The sequence below is a fragment of the Brevibacillus sp. 1238 genome, assembly GCF_029892995.1.
GTDB lineage: Bacteria > Bacillota > Bacilli > Brevibacillales > Brevibacillaceae > Brevibacillus > Brevibacillus parabrevis.
Genome location: NZ_JARXWC010000005.1, coordinates 251095 through 269978, shown reverse-complemented (window position 1 = coordinate 269978; position 18884 = coordinate 251095). Strand labels below are relative to the sequence as shown.

Genomic DNA, 18884 nt, shown 5'->3' with positions numbered 1-18884 from the left:
CACAAACAAGAGAGGAGTTTGCGACATGAATATATGTATGGCGCATCGAGGATGGTCAGGCAAAGCCCCGGAAAATACGATGACGGCAATTCGACTGGCGTTGGCAGAGCCGGCTATACAGGCAATGGAGATTGACGTGCAGCTGTCTTCCGATGGCGTTCCCGTGCTGATCCACGACTTTACGCTGGAGCGCACGACGAACGGAAGCGGTCTGGTCAAGGACCACACATTGGAGGAGCTTCGCCAGCTCGATGCGGGCAAATGGCTCGACGAAAAGTTTGCAGGCGAAAAAATCCCGACGCTGGAGGAAGCGCTGATTGCGGTCAAGGGCCGTTGCAGGCTGAATATCGAGTTGAAGGCGACGAGCGACATGTACCCCGGCATTGCCGAAAAAGTGCTTGCGCTGCTCGAACAGTACGGGATGAAGCAGGAAGTTTGCTTGACGTCGTTTGACCATGAGCTGATTCGTCATGTTCGCACTCTCGATCAGCAAATCGAGACGGGACTGATCGTCTACGGCCGTCCTGTGCTCATGCTGGAGCAACTGGAGGAGGCAGGTGCCAGCATTTTGTCCATGGGTTACCCTTTCCTGAACAAAGAGCTTGCCGTAGCCGCCATCGAAAAAGGCTTCAAGGTGATTGCCTGGACGCTGGATGAGCCTGCGCACATTCGCGAGGTCATGTCCTGGCATCCTGATGTACAAATTTGCACCAACCATCCTGACCGGATGCTGGAATTTGTGTAAGCCAGGCAAAAGGAAAAGCCGTCGGAGACATGTCCGGCGGCTTTTGGCATGAGAAAAGGGGGTACAGCCTGCTTGTCTGCTACCGGGCCATGTCCGGGTACAATCAGCGCTGGGCAGTCTTGCAGGAGAGCATCCAAAATGCTGATCCACTCCGGAACATTCCCGGTCATGATGCTTGGATGTGCGCCTGTGAACAGCAAATCTCCGGCAAACAGGATGTCGTCATCGGGAAGGAAAAGGGCGGAATCACAGGGACTGTGACCGTTTCCCAGCGAGCGCAGGACAGCAGAGCGCTTGCTGCCGTGCAATGTAATCGAATCGTGAAAGGTCAAGGTAGCGAGAGTGGGAACCAGTATCGGAAGGGCAGCGTCCATCGCGAGCAGCTCGCCCAGCTCATATTCTTTTTCTTGCCGCTTTTTAGCGTCCGTTTCTTGTTCCAAAGCTTGTTTGACCGTCAGCGGGTAATCAGGGTGCGCTTTGGCAAAGGTCAAAAATTGGGTCGTGCGCTCATAGGTGAGCGAACGCGTTTTGGCGGTGGAGAGAATCGGAACACCTGGAAATGCCTGATTGCCGCCAGTGTGGTCCAGATGAAAATGAGAGTTGATCAGAAGCGTGACGGGTTTTCCGCATAGCTGGACAGCCGCATCGTGCAATGCTTGGCCCGCCTGTGGCGTGTACATGGAGTCAAAGACGACTACCTGATCGCCTAAATCAATGATTCCGGCATTAGCCATTGCTCCGGTGCCACGGACAGCAATAGCGGCGTACACGCCTTCTGCAACAGGCTGCAAAGAAAAGTAAGGAGTAGAGATAGGACCGGAAGAACTCATCGTTTCCCCGCCTTTCGCGATAAGAATAGCTTTCTGCTATCAGCATTGCAGGAATAAAGTGGAAGCGCAAGCGCGAGTGTGCTTTTATCAGCTTGCTCCGCTATCGCTACCAGTGGCAGCTCATAGATTTTGTTGATCGCTTTGAAGCAAGAAAAACCGCCGGATGCTGCTGCCCGGCGGTTTTTTGATTGCCTCGCTATATTTTGAAGCGGCTTACGTGAGATTGCAGTTCTTCGGCGATGCGGGCCAGGGAAGCAGCGGAGGAGTTCACTTCTTCCATGGCAGCCAGCTGTTCTTCTGTGGCGGCAGAAACGCTTTGTGTTCCGTCTGCCGAATTTTCGGCGACTTCCTCAATGCCGCTGACCAACTCTACTACCTTCTGGGTTCCAGCCGACATTTGCTCGGAATACGTCTTCACTTCCTGGATTTGGCTGGCGACTTGTGCGACAGCATCCTGGATTTGCTCGAAAGACTTGCCAGCATTGTTCACTACTGTCAGTCCGATCGCAACTTCGTTTGTTCCTTGTTCCATCGACAAGACGGCTTGATTCGATTCAACCTGAATCGCCGTAATCAGTTCTTTGATTTGCTGGGCAGATTGGGCAGACTGCTCGGCCAATTTGCGTACTTCGTCTGCCACGACAGCAAACCCGCGTCCTTGCTCGCCTGCTCTGGCGGCTTCGATTGCAGCGTTCAAGGCAAGCAGATTGGTTTGCTCGGCAATAGCGGTAATGACCTGGACGATTTGTCCGATTTCCTGCGAGCTGTTCCCCAAGCGCTTCACGATGTCTGCGATGTTGCTGACCGTATTTTCGATCGATTGCATCTGGCTGATCACGACTTGCAAAGCTTGATTGCCTTCCACGGCGATGCGGGAGGCGCTCAATGCGGATTCGTCCGCGTGCTGTGCGTTGGTGGCGACTTTTTCCGCGCCCTGTGATACTACCTGCATGGCGTTCACGCTGTCTTCCACGCTTCTTACCTGCTTCTCGGCGCCGTACGCGACTTCCTGGATCGTAATGGCGATCTGCTCCGTTGCCTTGCTGGTATGCTCGGCGTTGACCGACAACTCCTCTGCGGAAGAGGCCAGATCAGTAGCCGTATCATTGACCTGCTGAATGATCGTGCGCAGGTTGTGGACCATGGCATTGACCGATTGAGACAGTTGACCGACTTCATCCTGCGAGCGAATTTGCAAGGCGGATACGGTCAGCTCCCCCTCGGAAATCCGGTTTGCTACAGCGGCAACCTCGACGATCGGGCGGGTGATTTGCCGGGAGATCGCATAGGCAATGGCGATGACCGCTGCGACTACGGCAAAGACGATCAGCATGACGTTGTTGCTGACAGCAGAGACGCCAGCGGTGATCGATTCAACAGGAATATGCAAGTACAGGCCAAAGTTGGTTTTGGGGATCGGAGAGTAAGTGACGACATACTCCTTGCCTTGATCCGTGTAGCTGTATGAGCCTTTTTCCGCAGCGCCTGTTTTCAGGATGTCCTGCAAAGGCTGGGGCAGGGCCGATTCCTCAAGCGGCTTTCCGATCAGCTCCTGGTTGGGGTGGTACTGCACCTGATGCTTGTTGTCCACCAGAATCGGATAGCCGTCATTGCCTACATTCAAATTTGCGAGAAACGTGGCTGCGAAATGATCCACGTTGACAAGTCCGGTCAATACGCCGAGCGCTTCATTGTTTTTTCCTTTGACAGGGGAAGCGACAATGATCGAGCGATTGCCCGTAGTTTTGGCGACGAGGACATCGGAGTAGCTGGGCTTGCCCTGCATGCCGTCTTTGAAAAATTGCCGCTCGCCGAGGTCGATCCCGACGCTTTTCGGGAAGGTGTCAGCGGTTACTTTTCCGTCGCTTGAAATAAACGTATTGCCATCGTACAGCTTCATTTCTTCGGTAAACTTGCGGATAAACTCATTTTTGGCTGCCGCGTCGACAGATTGAATATCAGAGGTGCGGGCCAGCACCTGAATTTCCGTCATGCGCCGATCGAGATACTGGTCCATAGCCATAGCTGTACTTGAAGTCAGGTCCACATAAGACGATTTTTGCTTATCGATCAAAATGGTTGAAAAGCTGTTTGTAATAAAAAAGGAAACGGCAGCAAGCGGGATGACCGCTACGGCAAGAAACCACAGGATCATTTTATTTCTGAGTTTGTTGAAAAAAGACATAGGCTCTCCACTCCTAATTGGTGGTTGATTCAACTTCGCGAGGCAAGGAACGCTGCCCGCACAGAGTAGACACAGCCAGACTGCTGAGAAGATTCAGCAGCCTGACCATCGGTTAATATCCCATTGCTGCGCCTTCCCCGCGAGGGTCTGCGCCGCCGAACTTCACGTTCGTTTGCGGATCGATCAAAATGGCGCCGGATTGTCCCATCGCATCTGTATAGGCTGCTTCCAGCTTTTCAACCGGATGTCCGCGCTTCACGAGTTCGTCCAACACTTCCTGCGGAATCCGGCTTTCGACTTTCAAATTGTTGGAGGCGGAGCCCCAGTTGCGTCCGTGCAGCCATCTTGGAGCCTCGATCGCATCCTGTACGCTGAAACCGAAGTCGACAATACGCGTTACGAGAGCTGCTTGCGTTTGTGGCTGTCCTTCGCCGCCTTGTGTTCCGTAAAGCAGGTAAGGCTTGTCCCCTTTGAAGAGCATGGCAGGGTTAATCGTATGGAAGGTGCGCTTTCCAGGCTCCAGGTGGTTAATGTGTTTCGGATCGAGAGAGAAGTAGCTTCCACGGTTTTGCAACAGGACGCCAGTGTCTTTCGCTACAATACCGGAACCCCAGTCAAAATAGTGGCTCTGGATGATCGAAACGGCGTTGCCGTCCTTGTCTACGACGCCAAACCAAGTAGTGTCTCCTTTTGGATCGAGCGGCTCTACTGCTTTTGCCGCTTGCTTCATATCGATGCGTGCTGCCAAATCTTTGCCGTGTTGCTTGGACAACAGCTCGTCCACCGGAATGTCGACGAAAGCAGGGTCTGTCAGCCATTTGTCACGGTCGGCAAAAGCTTGCTTGGTGGCTTCTACAATCGTGTGGTAGTAGTCCGGCGTCCCTTCGCCCATGCTCTTGAGGTCGAAGTTGTTCAACACGTTCAAGATCGAGAGCGAAGCCATGCCCTGGGAGTTGGGCGGTACGTTGTAAGCCTTGTAGCCGCGGTAGTCGACTGTAATCGGTTCTGCCCATGTGGAGGTGTGCTTTTCAAAGTCTTTCAAGGTGAGCAGTCCGCCGTTTTTCTGCATATCCGCTACGATTTTTTTGGCGACTTCGCCTTTGTAGAATCCGTCTGCTCCTTTTTTCGCAATGATTTGCAAAGTTTTGGCCAGGTCCTTTTGCTTGAGGATTTCGCCAGGCGCATACGGCTCTCCGTTCGGCTTCAGGAAGGTTTTGCGGAACCCTTCAAAGCGCTGGAGGTTTTTCAAATCGTTATCGTTCGGATCGATGGCGTATTTTGTCCAATAAACCTGGTTCGGTGAGACGGGATATCCATTTTCGGCGTATCCGATCGCTGGTTCGAGCAGCCTGTGCCACGGAAGCTTGCTGTTGCCCATGCTTTTGTGCGCGTAGTTGTACGCTTCCCACCAGCCGGAAACAACGCCTGGCACCGTATTGGCAGACTCGTAGCCGCGGGAAGGAATTTTTTCGTAGCCTTTGCCTTTGTAGTAGTCGATCGTTGCTTTTTCGCCAGCTCGTCCGCTGCCGTTCAACGCTTTCAGTTCCTTGGTCTTGGCGTTGTAGATGAGCCAGAAGTTATCTCCGCCGATCGTTGTGTAATGCGGGTAGACGACGGCGAGAGTAGAAGCGGCTGTGATGGCGGCATCTACAGCGTTGCCACCGTCTTCCAATGTTTTCAGGGCTGCTGCTGTAGCCAGATAGTGTGGTGTTGTTACCATTGCGTTTGGCGACATTGATGTTGGCCGATTAGCTGCTTGAACCGGAGACAGGGTTGCCAGGCCGATTGCAGTAGTCAATGCGACAGTAGAAAGTTTCTTCCAGAATGACATCGTATGAAGCCTCCTTGTATGTTTGATGAACGATTCCAACAATCCGACAGCTTTTCGCAGCCTCACCTCCTTAACTGAAAATGAATATTTTTACACATAAATACATAAATGGACAAAAATAGACAATTGTTGCGCAAAAAAAGACCAATGATATAGGATCATTGGTCCTGTCCTACACCAATACTTCGGTAGCTGGCTGGCATGCCCGCTTGTGCGGAGGTAGCCCCTCTAGCTTTGCGTCGCCGGATTTCCCCGGGTTTGCCGTTTCGATATCAATGGGTAACGCATCCAGTTGATAATAGAAAACTGATTCAATTGTTACAGGAAAATTTTCCTAATCATCCGTTTGTCAATAATATAGACTATTTGTCGATTGGGGTAAATAAGAAAAATTTTTTTAATCTAGAAAAAAAGGGAGGAACAGGGAGTTGTGTGTTTTTCCCGACATTCACACACCACTATTGGCCGAACTGCTTATGATGGTAAAAACGCACATTTGCCAAGGAGTGAATCAAGGCCATGATGCATCCCGATACGGAGCTTCGCTATATCAACGATGAAATCGGGTACGGTGTTTTTGCGACAAAATTGATCCCGAAAGGCACGATTGTCTGGGCACAGGATGACCTGGATCAGGTATTGGACCCGGCATATGTGGAAAAACTGGACCCATTGAGAAAGCAGGATGTGCAGAAGTATTCCTTCAAAAATCAGTTTGGAAAATACATCTTGTGCTGGGATAAGGCCCGATTTGTGAACCACAGCTTCCATGCGACCTGCGTGGCGACGATGTACGACTTGGAGCTGGCTGCCAGAGACATTTTGCCGGGGGAAGAGCTGACCGATGATTACGGTACGCTGAATCTGGATGAACCGTTTGATTGCTTGCCGGAGCCGGGCACGAATCGATCGCGGGTGATGCCTGATGACTTGCTGCGCTATTATCGGCAGTGGGATGAGGTCGCAGCTGAAGCTTTCGCCCGGTTCAATCATGTTGAACAGCCGCTGCTCCACCTGGTTCGACCCAAGCATTTGAAAATTATTCGCGGCATAACCGAGCAGCGTCGCTCCCTCGACTCTATCATTTCGTTGTACTGCCAGCCGCAATCCCAATGGCAAAAAGAGCAGGAATGGTAGAGACAGCGGGCCGGACAACGGCCCGATTTTGTTGAACTCTGGGAAGAGAATCAGTATTATGGAATGTAAAGGTGAAGTGAAAGGTTGATTTCATTGGAAAACAAGGTAGCGTCATCCAATTTTATCCGCAATATCGTGATTGACGACTTGCAAGAAGGCAAGGTCAAGGAAGTCATTACCCGCTTTCCGCCGGAACCGAACGGGTATCTTCATATTGGACATGCAAAAGCCATCTGCCTCAACTTTGAGCTGGCAAGCGAGTTCAAAGGAAAGGCCCACCTCCGTTTTGACGATACCAATCCGGTGAAAGAAGACACAGAGTACGTGGAAGCAATCAAAACAGATGTACAGTGGCTCGGCTTTGAATGGGACGGGCTGTTTTTTGCATCGGATTACTTTGAAGAAATGTACAAGCGTGCGGTGTTGCTGATCCAAAAGGGCAAAGCCTACGTGGATGATTTGCCTGCCGAAGAAATGCGCAAGCTGCGCGGAACTTTGACAGAACCAGGGGTAGACAGCCCGTTCCGCAACCGCTCTGTGGAGGAAAACCTCGACCTGTTTGCTCGCATGCGCAATGGCGAGTTCAAGGACGGGGAAAAAGTGTTGCGTGCGAAAATCGATATGAGCTCTCCGAACATCAACATGCGCGATCCGGTGATTTATCGTATTTCTCATGCGACCCATCACAACACAGGCGACAAATGGTGCATCTACCCGATGTACGACTACGCCCATCCGCTGGAAGATGCGATTGAAGGCGTTACTCACTCCCTCTGTTCACTTGAATTTGAAGACCATCGTCCACTGTACGATTGGGTCATCAGCGAGTGCGAGATGGAAAATACTCCGCGCCAGTACGAGTTTGCCCGTTTGAACCTGACCAACACCGTCATGAGCAAACGCAAGCTGAAACAGCTCGTGGACGAGAAAGTGGTAGATGGCTGGGACGATCCGCGCATGCCGACCATTGCCGGCTTCCGTCGCCGCGGTTTTACCCCTGAAGCGATTCGCACGTTTGCCCGCGAGATCGGGGTAGCGCGCAGCAACAGCACGGTAGACGCGAAAATGCTGGAGCATTTCATTCGCGAAGACTTGAAACTCAAGGCGCCGCGCACCATGGCTGTCTTGAATCCGCTCAAAGTCGTCATTACGAACTACCCGGAAGACCAGGTAGAAATGCTCGAAGCCGAGATCAACCCGGAGAACCCGGAGATGGGCAATCGCCAAATCCCGTTCTCCCGCGAAATCTACATCGAGCAGGACGATTTCATGGAAAACCCGCCGAGCAAGTATTTCCGCCTGTTCCCGGGAAATGAGGTTCGCCTGAAGCACGCGTACTTCATCAAATGCAACGATGTGGTGAAAGACGCCGACGGAAACGTCATCGAGCTGCACTGCACCTACGATCCTGAAACCAAGAGCGGCAGCGGCTTTACTGGCCGCAAGGTAAAAGGAACAATCCACTGGGTAGAAGCTTCTCAGGCAGTTCCGGCTGAATTTCGCCTGTACGAGCCACTGATTATGGATGACGAAGATTCGGAAGGAAGCTTCCTGGACAACATCAATCCAAATTCGCTGGAAGTGCTGAACGGATTCGTCGAGCCGAACATGAAAGAAACGCAGCCGCAGGACAAATACCAATTTTTCCGTCACGGATACTTCAATGTCGATCCGAAGCATACAGCGGCGGACAAACTGGTCTTCAACCGGATCGTTTCGCTGAAAAGCTCGTTTGAACTGCCAAAAGCGTAAGCATATCAAGCCTGAAAACCAAACGCTGTTGCGGCATGGGGAACCGTGTGCAACAGCGTTTTTTGGTGCGCAAACGGTGGAACTTTTCCCATTCGCGTGTATAATTATTCGTGTCGTGTAACAGAAGGAGGACAGACAGTGAATGGGAGTGCAGAGCTTACACGCAGCTTGAAGTTGTGGCATATCGTCGTCATTGGCCTTGGCTATATGGCTCCAATGGCCGTTTTTGATACGTTTGGCATCGTTGCCGAAGAAACAGGGGGGCATGTTCCTGCCGCTTACGCAGTGACCTTGCTGGCCATCTTGTTTACCGCGGCGAGCTACGGGAAAATGGTTCGCGTCTTCCCGTCGGCCGGGACAGCGTATACGTACACGCAGCAAACGATTCATCCGTATGCCGGGTTTTTGGTAGGGTGGGCCTCGCTGCTCGATTATTTGTTCTTGCCGATGATCAACGCTTTGCTGACGGGTGTGTATCTTTCGTCCGTATTTCCCGATGTGCCGACCACGTGGTGGATTATCGGGTTTATTGTCCTGATTACTTTATTAAACGTATTTCGCGTGACAGTAACGGCATCCGTCAACTCGTTTCTGGTGCTTTTTCAGATCGCCGTCGTTATTTTGTTCGCCGGACTGGCTATCCGTGGCTTGATCAATGGAGATGGGCTGGGCCAGGTGCTGAACATTCGTCCGTTCCTTTCTGCTGATTTGTCGGTAGTCGCTCTGCTGTCGGGGGCATCGATCCTCTGCTTTTCCTTTTTAGGCTTTGATGCCGTCACTACGCTGACAGAGGAGACGGTAGATGCGAAAAAGACGATTCCCCGGGGAATTTTGCTGGTTGCACTGGCTGGGGGAGCGTTGTTCATTACCGCTTCGTATTTCATGCAATCGTTGTTTCCCGATGTTTCCGTATTGTCTGACCCGGAAGCAGCTTCCGCAGAAATCGCCCTGTTTATCGGAGGCTCCGTCTTTCAGCTGATTTTTTTGGCGGCTGCTTTGTCTTCGACGCTCGCCTCCGGTCTGGTATCGGTGACGAGTGTAACGCGGCTGTTGTACGCGATGGGCCGGGATGGTTATTTGCCGAAAAAGTGGTTTGGCTACATACACCCGAGACTGAAGACGCCGCTGCTTAACGTGCTGCTGGTCGGAACGCTGATGCTGGCTGCCTTGTATCTCGATTTGCTGACAGCTACGTCCTTTATTAATTTTGGAGCGTTGATCGCGTTCAGCTTCGTCAATCTGAGCGTCATTGCCTACTTCCTGAGACAAAAACAAGAAAAGCGTGCGGCGGATTGGTGGGGATATTTTCTGGCTCCGCTGATCGGGACAGCCTTTCTCGCATTTTTGTGGGGCAGTCTCCATGCGAAATCGATGATATTGGGACTTTTGTGGACGTTTGTCGGGCTTGTGTATTTGCTTTATTTGGTCAAAATCAAAGGGGCCAAACTGGAACTGATGAAGTTTGAGGAATAGGACGATACTTGCTTGAAGAAAGCCTTCCTGTGCTGCGAGTGCGCATGGGGAGGCTTTTGTTTATTCAACTTTTCTATAACAAGTGCGGGAGCGGGTTTTTTGGTAGACGCCAAAAAAGGTGTGGAGTAAACTGGCATCAGGCAATATTCCAAACGTTAGCAATTGACATAAAGGAGGTACACTTTGATGCAGACTTCATTGTTTCGCCGCCAATGGACGACAGTCGATTACGTGCTGATTGTCGTTACAGCGGCATTATATGCAGTTGCCATTATCATGCTGGCTAATATCAAGCTCATTCCTTCCGTACCGATTCGTCCGGCGAATGCCTTGCAGCCTGTTTTCGGCATGCTGTTCGGCTTGCCAGGTTGCATTGGCCTTGCTTTTGGCAATATGGTCAGCGACCTGTTGACCGGAGGAGCACCGCCACATGCGGTTGCCGTCGGCTTTTTCTCCAACTTTTTGGGAGGCTTCATCGGCTTTCTCACGGTGAGTCACCCGGCGCTGAAAACCAAACGCAGCTTCCTGCAATATTTTGTGTTCGTCGTTCTGATCAGCTCTGCTGTCGTGGCGTGCGCGATTTTGGTCAATGTGGCGCTCGGTCTGACGCCGATGGCGATTGCCTCTCTGTTTATTCCTACTGTGTTTTTGAACCAGGCGATCTCGACGGCGATTCTCGGCCCGATCCTGTTGAAGCTGCTGTACCCGTTTGTGAAGCGTTCCGGTCTGTATCGCGGACGACCGTTGCAGGAATACAGCTATCTCGGGCCTGAAAGCAGGATCGCCCAGTGATTCAGGAACCGCTGTTGCAACTGCAAGAGGTACATTGGCACTACGAAGATTCTCCGACCCCGGCGCTTACGGATGTGAGTCTTTGCTTGTATCCGGGCGAAGTAGTCGGGGTGGTTGGCCCGGCGGCAGCGGGAAAGACGACGCTTTTGCTGGCGCTTGCGGGGTTGATCCCGGCCAATTACGCAGGCCAGTTTGCGGGAAAACGCCAGGCGCAAGGGCAGCAGGGCGTTGTCTTCCAAGACCCGGAGACACAGTTTATCGGGCTGACGATTGAAGAAGAGCTTGCGTTTTCGCTGGAAAATGTCGGGTGCTCCGATGAGCAAATCGAGCAAAGAATCACAGAAGTGCTGCAACTGGTCGGCCTTCCCGGGTTTGCCGATCGCTCTCCTTTTGAATTGTCAGGGGGAGAAAAGCAACGTGTAGCAATCGCGTCTGCCCTGACGAATGGCCCGCAAGTATTGCTTCTGGACGAACCGACATCCGAGCTTGATCCATTGGGAGCGCGAGAAGTATTCGCGCTCTTGCAACGGTTGAAGCAGGAAAGTCAGATGACCATCGTCGTATCCTCTCATGCGACAGAGGAGCTGGCCGCTTTTTGCGACCGTCTGGTGCTGCTGGCAAAAGGGCAGATTGTGCTCAACTTGCCTGTAAGAGACTTTTTTGCCCGGACAGATGTGCTCGATCAGCACGGCATTTTTGTCCCTGATGTCATCCGCCTCTACCATCTGCTTTGCCGCGAAGGCGTGCTTGTCGAAACGGCTGGCCCGTTGCCGCTTACGGTTGAGGAACTGGCTGCGCGATACAGAGAGGCACAGCTTGTTCGGGAGGGAAGCGTGTGAGCAGCGTAATTGAACTGGATGATGTCTGGTACGGATACGACCGGGAAAAGCCGGTATTGAACGGAGTATCCTTGCAGATTCGGCAAGGAGAGTTCGTCGCGATCATCGGGGGAAACGGCTCGGGAAAAACTACGCTCGCCAAGCATTGCAACGGTTTGTACAAACCGAGCAAAGGCAGCGTAAAAGTGAACGGCTGCGACACGAAAACGATGTCGACCGCCGAACTGGCCCGCACGGTAGCCTATTGCTATCAAAACCCTGACCATCAAATTTTCCACTCTACGATAGCGGCAGAGGTGTCTTTTGGCCCGAAAAATATGGGCTGGCCTGCGGAAAAGATCGAGCAAGCGGTGAACGAGGCGCTTGAAGCCGTCGGATTAGGCGGAATGGGCGAGGCAGAGCCTTACTTTTCCAGCAAAGGCACGCGGCAAAAGATTGCCGTTGCTTCGATTTTGGCGATGAAGCCTCAGGTCATCGTGCTGGACGAGCCTACTACGGGACTCGATTATCGGGGGATGCTGGAAATGATGGAGCTTGTCCGCCGATTGCATGCAGCTGGTCACACGATCATCGTCATTACACACGACATGCGGTTGGTGGCGGAATACGCCGAGCGTGTACTGGTCATGCATCGGGGAAGTCTGGTGTGTGACGGCGATCCGCAAAGCGTGTTTGCTGCGCCTGACATTTTGGCATCCGCGCAGGTGGAGGCACCCGCTGTTTATCGGTTTGGCGAAGCGGCGGGGATGAAAGGGCCGCTTCCGCTCACTTTGCAGCAAATGACTCAAAAAATCGCGGGAGGTGGGCAATGGCGATGAAGCATGCCCATCCGAGCTTCGTTTTGCTGATGTTTCTTCTGCTTGGCCTGCTGCCGTTTCTGTTTCAAGACCCGAGAGCGCTGGCTGTGGTCTGGCTGTGTAATCTGGTGCTGATCGCCAGGCTGGGGTGGAAACGCTCGATGGTCAAAGCGTACGCGCTGGTGGGCGGAGTAGGCGCGGTTTTCGCGGCGATTACATGGCTGCCGTTCACGAACGTAGGCGTAGCGTACTGGAGCGGCAGCGTTCCATTGATCAATTACCCGCTGCAAGTAACCGATATCGGCGTGCTCTGGGCGTTGGGAATGGGGCTGCGCCTGGCGAATGTGGCGCTTTTGTCGATGTACTATTTGCTCTCCACTTCGCCGAGAGAGATTGCGATGGGCCTGCGCGGGCTTGGCGTCCCGTTTTCCGTCAGTTACTTGCTGTCGCTTATTTTCCGCTTTATTCCGCTGGTGAAAAATGATCTGGCGACGATCCGCGAAGCACAGATGGTGCGAGGGATGTCGACGGTGGAAGGCAATGTTTTTGAGCGCATCAAAAAATACGGGTTTTTGCTAGTTCCGCTCATTTTCAGTTCGCTGAAGCGCGTGCAGCTGATCGCCAATGCGCTCGATGCCAAAGGCTTTCAGATCAGGAACAGCCAGCATCGGTTTTACCGCAGCAAGCGCTGGAAAAAGGCGGAGGTCGTCATGCTGTTGGCAGGTGTCTGTGCGGTTGCCTCGCTGTTTTACATCGCCCGGGTGCATCCCGAGCATATTGGCGTCCTCATTCCGGGACGAATTTGACAGGGGAGGAAGCCATGAAAGTTGAGCAGGTCAAACATGTAGAGGTCGAAGCCGGGCGACTAGAGTACAGTGTGTCAGGCCATGCAGATGCTCCGGCGCTTTTGCTGCTGCATGCGATTCGCAATACGCGGCACCTGTTTACTTCGCTGTTACCCGAGCTGGCAAAGCATTACCGGGTGGTGGCGGTCGATTTGCGCGGTCATGGCAACTCTACGGATCGCGGCCCGTTTACTTTTGAGCGGATCGTCGATGACTTGGCCTGTCTGCTGGAGCAGGAAGGGCTGAGCCAAGTGACGATTGTGGCGGCTTCGTTTTCGGCCGTGCCTGCGCAAATGCTTGCCGTCCGCGAACCGCAGCGGATTGCCTCGCTGGTGTTGCTCGATGGCGGTTACTACTCCCTGGGAGCGATGCCGGGCTTTGAGCATGATCCTACAGTTGAGCGCTTGTCATCAACCCGGTTTCAAACGGTAGAGGAAGCGGAAAGGCGATTTGCCAAAAGGTATGGCGGGAGGAAGCTTCCGGCAGGCTGGATGAGCACAGAGCTTGTGCGCAAGGAGGACGGCGGCTTTGGTTACCGTTTGCCGCGGGAGGCGTTTGACGGCTACTTTCATCAGTACGCGACATATGATCTGGATGAGCTGTGTCGGCAGCTGACGTGTCCGGTGCTGTTGCTTCTGGCAGATGAAAATCACTTGCCGGATGAAGCACAGCGGCCTTTCTTCCGGGAAGCGGTCGCCAAATACCGGAGCGCTGTGCCGCAAGCGCAGGTGAGGACGATCGCCAATTCCTTGCATTTGTTGATGGTGACGCATCCGGATGAAACCGTGAATGAAATCAACCTGTTTTTGCATCGCTAAAAGGGACAAGCATCTGCTTGCCCCTTTTCTTTTTGTACTTTTGTCTATCGTTTTGCCTCGCGGAACAGCTTGTCCAGCTCGTCCGCCATTTTGTTGTCCCCTTTTTTGTCCCGCAAATGCTTTTTGACTTTTTCCAATGCGTCTATGCCTTTTTTCGAGCTGACTGTCCAGACTTGCGCGTCTGTTCCATACGAACGTTCTACTACGGTGCGCGCCTGGGCAAACAAGGCAGAGCGATCGCTGGTGCCAAGCACGCCTGTCGTGTTGTTTCTTGCCTGCTGTCCAGCCAGCCCGCTCGGCGTGTCGTTTCCTCGGCTGCTGCTGCCCGTATAGCTGCCGAGCAAGTGGGCTTGCATCGGGTCGATGGAGTTGATGGAGGCTTGGTTGGCAGTGGTTGGGGCGAGGAAAACCCAATCGCCGACGATTAGCGCTTGTACACCGTGGACGCCTGCCGCGCCGAGTTGCGCCTCCAGCTTGGTCGAAGGGCCGCCGCTGTGCAGATGCGAGCTTCCGATCGAACTGTACAGACCGTGGCCCATGCCGCTAAATGTCGTGCCATGAGAGTTGGTTGTCAGCTTTTTGTCCCGGTCTACGCTGGGAATGACCGTCTCGCCCATTCCAGCAGGGTGTACAGTTTGGGTTCTGGCTGGCTCTTGCGGGGCGGCCTGGTTGTTACAGGCGGTGAGCAGCAGGGCAATGCCTACTCCGGCTCTGCCTGCCCATGTTCCAAAGCGCTTCATCAGTATCCCTCCAAATTATGCTTGCTGTATTGGTAACCATATCCTTTGAATGTGTTTTGGAAATTATGTGTGGTGCATGCTGGGAAAATTTCCGCGAAATGCGTTTAGCCTGTCGCGAAAATGCGCAAACCATGGGATAGAGACAACTGGAGGTGGTAGATTTGGCAGAATCCAACAACAAACATGAGCAGCCAGTGTCACGGAGACATTTTCTGAAAAACACAGGGCTTGTGCTCGGTGGTCTGGTCGTGGGCGGAGTGGCAGGCAGTCTGCTACGCAAGCCGGAAGCACCGCCACAACCGGGAGCGACACCGGCTCCTGCTGCCGATTACAATCAGGCGTTGATGTATTTCAGCCCGGAACAGTTCAAGGTGGTGGATGCCGCCTGTGAGCGGATTTTCCCGGAAGACGAGCTTGGACCGGGCGCAAAGGCACTTGGTGCAGCCTACTTCATCGATCACCAGCTTGCGGGCGATTGGGGCTTCAACTCTCGTGAGTACATGCAAGGTCCGTTTTATTCGGGAGAGGTGACCCAAGGCTACCAGGGAAGGTTGAAGCGGCGGGAGATTTTCGACATCGGCATTCAGGAGCTGAACAACTACAGCCAAGCTGCGCATGGCAAGCGCTTTTACGAGATTACGGCTGAGCAGCAGGATGCCGTGTTGAAGGCTTTTGAAAAGGACGATGTCAAACTGACGACGATTTCGGCCAGCGCCTTCTTCAAAATGCTGCGAGCCAGCACCATCGAAGGAATTTACTCAGACCCGCTGTACGGCGGCAATAAAAATATGGATGGCTGGCGATTGAAAAATTACCCAGGCAATCAAATGGCCTACACACAAATCATCGAACAAGACAAATTCGTGAAGATGGAGCCGCTCAGCTTGCGGGATCATCAACACTGACAGACGGGGTGAAGCATATGGCCAGAAAACTGCCCAAAGTGGATGTGGTAATCGTCGGTGTGGGCTGGGGCGGGGGCGTGATCGCTTCGGAGCTGACGAGGCAAGGGCTGACGGTCGTCGGACTGGAGCGCGGCAAAGAGCGGAAAACAGAAGACTATTTCATGGTGCACGATGAACTGCGCTACGCGCTTCGCTATGAAATGATGCAGGATTTGTCCAAGGAAACGATCACCTTCCGCAGCAATCCGAACGTGCGGGCGCTGCCGATGCGCTCATACGGTTCTTTTTTGCTGGGAACAGGGCTTGGCGGCTCGGGCGTTCACTGGAATGGCCACACGTTCCGGTTTTTGCCGTATGATTTCGAGATTCACAGCAAGACAGTCGAGCGCTACGGGCAAAAGAAAATTCCCGAGGGCATGACGATTCAGGATTGGGGAATCACTTACGACCAGCTGGAGCCTTACTTTGACAAGTTCGAGCGGATGGCGGGCATATCGGGTTCGGAAAATCCGCTTGGCGGCAAACGTTCCCAGCCTTATCCGACGCCGCCGATGAAAAGTACGCCCAGCATGAAGATGTTCGAGGAAGCGGCGAAAAAGCTGAACCTGCATCCTTATCCGCTCCCATCTGCGAATTTGTCGGAGGCGTACACGAATCCAGACGGAATTTCCCGGGCTGCCTGTCAATATTGCGGCTACTGCGAGCGTTTTGGGTGTGAGTACGGGGCAAAAGCAGATCCGGTTGTCACGGTTATCCCTGTGGCGAAGAAGACAGGGAAGTTCGAAATCCGCACCCATTCCCACGTGCGCCGCATTTTACATACGGGCAACAAAGCTACAGGTGTGCTGTACACGGACGTGACGACTGGAGAAGAAATTGAACAGCCTGCTGACATCGTCGTGTTGACGAGCTACGTGTTCAACAATTCGCGGTTGCTGCTGATGTCCAAGCTGGGGCGACCGTACGATCCGACTACGGGCAAAGGTGTGATTGGAAAAAACTACTGCTACCAGGTTATGAAAGGCGGAGCCACGGGCTTTTTCGAGGAAAAGGAGTTCAACAATTACGCTGGTGCCGGCTCGCTCGGCATGGTGCTCGATGACTACAACGGCGACAACTTTGACCACTCCAGCCTGAATTTCATTCATGGCGCCAACATCAGCGTCTCCCAGTACGGGCAACGTCCGATCGCCAACAATACGGTTCCGGAAGGCACGCCAAGCTGGGGCAAGGAATTTAAGGCAGCCTCGCTCAAATACGCCAACCGCACGATCAATGTCGGGGCGCAAGGGGCCTCCATGCCGTTCCGTTACCATTTTCTCGATCTCGATCCGACGTACAAAGACGCGTTCGGAGATCCGCTGATCCGCATTACGTTCGACTTCGAGGAGCAGGACAGGCAGTTGGCTGCCTTTTTGTCCGACAAATGCGGGGACATTCTCAAGGAAATGGGCGCCAACAAAATCGAGGTGCGCGGCAAGCTTGGCCCTTACGACATTACCCCGTACCAATCCACGCATAATACAGGCGGAGTGATCATGGGGGCATCGCCGGAAACTTCGGCGGTCAACAACTACTTGCAAATGTGGGACGCGGAAAATGTGTTTGTCGTCGGCGCATCGTCTTTTGCTCACAACAGCGGCTACAATCCGACGGGCACGATGGGGGCGCTGTCGTACCGGGCGGCCGAGGGCATTTTGAAGTATCGGCAGAGCGGTGGCGGCATGCTGGTGTAGCTGTATTTTGTTACGATTGCAAAATGGATTTAGCGAATTTGCGAAAAGCCGTCGGTTTATATGACGGCTTTTTTTCGTATAGAAGCAAAACCTTTTCGCGAAAATGAGAAAATGCGTGAGCCGTAAAAGCGAGAATATCGCGGTTTCATGCGGTTTTTTCGTTGGCATGCTCCTTGCTAATACGATTTGCCAGTGATGAGCGAGAGGATCGCCAAAAGGAGAGACAATGATGAAAACGAACAACTGGAAGCTGGACACTGCTATTATTCATACGGCTCAAGAGCCTTGCCCGAAAACGGGGGCGGTCACGGCAGCTGTCGTGCCTGCGGTCGCATATGCGTTTCCCGATGCGGATTCCGCTGCTGCCTGCGTGGCCGGGGAGCGGGGCGGAACGTATTACGGCAGGTACGGCAATCCGACGATCGAGACGTTGGAGCAAAAAATCGCAGCGTTGGAAAACGGGGAGGCCGCTTTGGGCGTATCCAGCGGAATGGCAGCGATCTCCGGGGCGCTGCTTGCCTTTTTGCAGCAAGGCGACCATGTGGTGTGTACGCGGGATGTATACGGAGGCAGCTACAAGTTTCTTACTACAATGGCGCCGCGTTACGGCATTGCGACCGATTTCGTCGATTGTACCGATTTGCAGGCAGTGGAGCGGGCTTTCCGGGCCAACACACGCGTGCTTTACATCGAGACGCCTTCCAACCCGTGCCTGACAGTCCTCGATATCGCGGCATTGTCCCGTTTGGCGCACGCACGGGGTATCGTCGTGATTGTCGACAATACGTTCATGACGCCTTATCTCCAGCGGCCGTTGGAGCTGGGAGCCGATGTGGTTGTCCATAGCGCCACCAAATATTTGAACGGGCATGGGGATGTTATCGCCGGGTTTATTGTCGCGAAAAAAGAGCAAATACAGTTCATGCGCAAAAACATCATGGGCGATCTGGGGCAAAACTTGAACGCATGGGACGCCTTCCTGATTTTGCGCGGATTGAAGACGCTCGGTTTGCGCGTCCGCCAACATTGTCAAAATGCGCAAGCTGTAGCGGAATACTTGGAAAAGCACCCGGCGATCGCGCACGTCTACTACCCTGGACTGGAATCCCATCCGCAGCATGAGCTGGCGAAGCGGCAAATGGCGGGGATGGGCGGAATCGTTTCCTTCGAGGTCAAGGGAGGGTATGACGCCGCCAAATCTTTCATTAACGCGCTGCGTCTCGCTATGATATCGTTTAGCTTAGGAGACCCGGAAACACTCGTGCAGCATCCCGCGTCGATGACTCATGCTTCCATTCCGGTGGAGGATCGTCTGAAGTTCAACATTACAGACGGTTTGATTCGCCTTTCAACCGGGCTGGAGGATGCGACGGACATCATTGCTGATCTGGAGCAGGCGCTACGCTGCGTCCCTGTGGCGGAGGCTGCTGCGAGAGGGTAAGGAACGTGACAGGCAGGA

General features: G+C 53.3%; 15 protein-coding genes, 1 pseudogene and 1 riboswitch. Of the genes and pseudogenes, 12 read left to right on the top strand and 4 right to left on the bottom strand.

All coding sequences use genetic code 11. The features are described 5' to 3' along the window. Window positions 1-25: 25 nt before the first annotated feature. On the top strand, window positions 26-745 hold the full coding sequence (locus tag M2298_RS14835) for a glycerophosphodiester phosphodiesterase (protein WP_173596334.1): 720 nt from the start codon (window positions 26-28) through the stop codon (window positions 743-745). Between the two features lie 101 nt (window positions 746-846). On the opposite strand, the pseudogene M2298_RS14830 reads toward M2298_RS14835, so the two are convergent. The 3 genes and pseudogenes from M2298_RS14830 to ggt form a co-directional block, all read right to left on the bottom strand. Continuing rightward, window positions 847-1479: pseudogene (locus M2298_RS14830) on the bottom strand (MBL fold metallo-hydrolase); the annotation flags it as partial. 292 nt (window positions 1480-1771) lie between these two features. Then, window positions 1772-3760, bottom strand: coding sequence for a methyl-accepting chemotaxis protein (locus M2298_RS14825; protein WP_173599064.1), 1989 nt, complete (start codon window positions 3758-3760; stop codon window positions 1772-1774). 112 nt (window positions 3761-3872) lie between these two features. After that, window positions 3873-5591 carry a gamma-glutamyltransferase gene (gene ggt / locus M2298_RS14820; RefSeq protein WP_063228909.1) on the bottom strand — a complete coding sequence of 573 codons (1719 nt, stop codon included), beginning with the start codon at window positions 5589-5591 and terminating at the stop codon, window positions 3873-3875. 184 nt (window positions 5592-5775) lie between these two features. After that, window positions 5776-5864: riboswitch (cyclic di-GMP riboswitch) on the bottom strand. A 246-nt stretch (window positions 5865-6110) separates the two neighbouring features. Here ggt and M2298_RS14815 point away from each other — a divergent pair. From M2298_RS14815 to M2298_RS14780, 8 genes are all read left to right on the top strand, one after another. After that, window positions 6111-6728: an SET domain-containing protein gene (locus tag M2298_RS14815; protein WP_122962522.1), complete on the top strand. Its 618-nt coding sequence runs from the start codon at window positions 6111-6113 to the stop codon at window positions 6726-6728. 84 nt (window positions 6729-6812) lie between these two features. Further along, the gene (locus M2298_RS14810; RefSeq protein WP_481752854.1) at window positions 6813-8480 is read left to right on the top strand and encodes a glutamine--tRNA ligase/YqeY domain fusion protein; all 1668 of its coding nucleotides are present in this window, start codon (window positions 6813-6815) and stop codon (window positions 8478-8480) included. A 138-nt stretch (window positions 8481-8618) separates the two neighbouring features. Further along, window positions 8619-9953, top strand: coding sequence for an APC family permease (locus M2298_RS14805; RefSeq protein WP_280648666.1), 1335 nt, complete (start codon window positions 8619-8621; stop codon window positions 9951-9953). A 186-nt stretch (window positions 9954-10139) separates the two neighbouring features. Continuing rightward, window positions 10140-10745, top strand: a complete 606-nt coding sequence (locus M2298_RS14800; protein ID WP_122962525.1) for a QueT transporter family protein — start codon at window positions 10140-10142, stop codon at window positions 10743-10745. After that, entirely contained in the window at window positions 10742-11584 is an 843-nt protein-coding gene (locus M2298_RS14795) for an energy-coupling factor ABC transporter ATP-binding protein (RefSeq protein WP_280648665.1), read from the top strand. The genes M2298_RS14800 and M2298_RS14795 overlap by 4 nt, the downstream gene beginning before the upstream one ends. Next, a complete protein-coding gene (locus tag M2298_RS14790; protein WP_217022092.1) occupies window positions 11581-12402 on the top strand; it encodes an energy-coupling factor ABC transporter ATP-binding protein in 822 nt (273 codons plus the stop codon). Before M2298_RS14795 ends, M2298_RS14790 begins: the two co-directional genes overlap by 4 nt. Continuing rightward, complete coding sequence (locus tag M2298_RS14785; RefSeq protein ID WP_242773793.1) at window positions 12393-13187, top strand: energy-coupling factor transporter transmembrane component T; 795 nt, start codon at window positions 12393-12395, stop codon at window positions 13185-13187. Before M2298_RS14790 ends, M2298_RS14785 begins: the two co-directional genes overlap by 10 nt. 14 nt (window positions 13188-13201) lie before the next feature. Beyond that, entirely contained in the window at window positions 13202-14044 is an 843-nt protein-coding gene (locus M2298_RS14780; protein WP_280648664.1) for an alpha/beta fold hydrolase, read from the top strand. 44 nt (window positions 14045-14088) lie between these two features. On the opposite strand, the gene M2298_RS14775 is transcribed toward M2298_RS14780, so the two are convergent. After that, window positions 14089-14784 (bottom strand): hypothetical protein, encoded by a 696-nt coding sequence (locus tag M2298_RS14775; RefSeq protein WP_173596335.1) that lies wholly within the window; start codon window positions 14782-14784, stop codon window positions 14089-14091. A gap of 161 nt (window positions 14785-14945) precedes the next feature. On the opposite strand from M2298_RS14775, the gene M2298_RS14770 reads away from it, so the two are divergent. The 3 genes from M2298_RS14770 to M2298_RS14760 all read left to right on the top strand — a co-directional run bounded on the left by M2298_RS14770 (window position 14946) and on the right by M2298_RS14760 (window position 18866). Next, window positions 14946-15689 carry a gluconate 2-dehydrogenase subunit 3 family protein gene (locus tag M2298_RS14770; protein WP_122962530.1) on the top strand — a complete coding sequence of 248 codons (744 nt, stop codon included), beginning with the start codon at window positions 14946-14948 and terminating at the stop codon, window positions 15687-15689. 17 nt (window positions 15690-15706) lie between these two features. Next, window positions 15707-17425: a GMC family oxidoreductase gene (locus M2298_RS14765; protein ID WP_122962531.1), complete on the top strand. Its 1719-nt coding sequence runs from the start codon at window positions 15707-15709 to the stop codon at window positions 17423-17425. A 229-nt stretch (window positions 17426-17654) separates the two neighbouring features. After that, the gene (locus M2298_RS14760; RefSeq protein ID WP_280648663.1) at window positions 17655-18866 is read left to right on the top strand and encodes a trans-sulfuration enzyme family protein; all 1212 of its coding nucleotides are present in this window, start codon (window positions 17655-17657) and stop codon (window positions 18864-18866) included. The last annotated feature ends 18 nt before the right edge of the window (window positions 18867-18884 follow it).

What these genes read in the sequence shown, in the direction of transcription:
- M2298_RS14835 (WP_173596334.1), top strand. Translation starts at nt 26, where the DNA reads ATGAATATATGTATGGCGCATCGAGGATGGTCAGGCAAAGCCCCGGAA.
- M2298_RS14825 (WP_173599064.1), bottom strand. Translation starts at nt 3,760, where the DNA reads ATGTCTTTTTTCAACAAACTCAGAAATAAAATGATCCTGTGGTTTCTT.
- ggt (WP_063228909.1), bottom strand. Translation starts at nt 5,591, where the DNA reads ATGTCATTCTGGAAGAAACTTTCTACTGTCGCATTGACTACTGCAATC.
- M2298_RS14815 (WP_122962522.1), top strand. Translation starts at nt 6,111, where the DNA reads ATGATGCATCCCGATACGGAGCTTCGCTATATCAACGATGAAATCGGG.
- M2298_RS14800 (WP_122962525.1), top strand. Translation starts at nt 10,140, where the DNA reads ATGCAGACTTCATTGTTTCGCCGCCAATGGACGACAGTCGATTACGTG.
- M2298_RS14785 (WP_242773793.1), top strand. Translation starts at nt 12,393, where the DNA reads ATGGCGATGAAGCATGCCCATCCGAGCTTCGTTTTGCTGATGTTTCTT.
- M2298_RS14780 (WP_280648664.1), top strand. Translation starts at nt 13,202, where the DNA reads ATGAAAGTTGAGCAGGTCAAACATGTAGAGGTCGAAGCCGGGCGACTA.
- M2298_RS14775 (WP_173596335.1), bottom strand. Translation starts at nt 14,784, where the DNA reads ATGAAGCGCTTTGGAACATGGGCAGGCAGAGCCGGAGTAGGCATTGCC.
- M2298_RS14765 (WP_122962531.1), top strand. Translation starts at nt 15,707, where the DNA reads ATGGCCAGAAAACTGCCCAAAGTGGATGTGGTAATCGTCGGTGTGGGC.
- M2298_RS14760 (WP_280648663.1), top strand. Translation starts at nt 17,655, where the DNA reads ATGAAAACGAACAACTGGAAGCTGGACACTGCTATTATTCATACGGCT.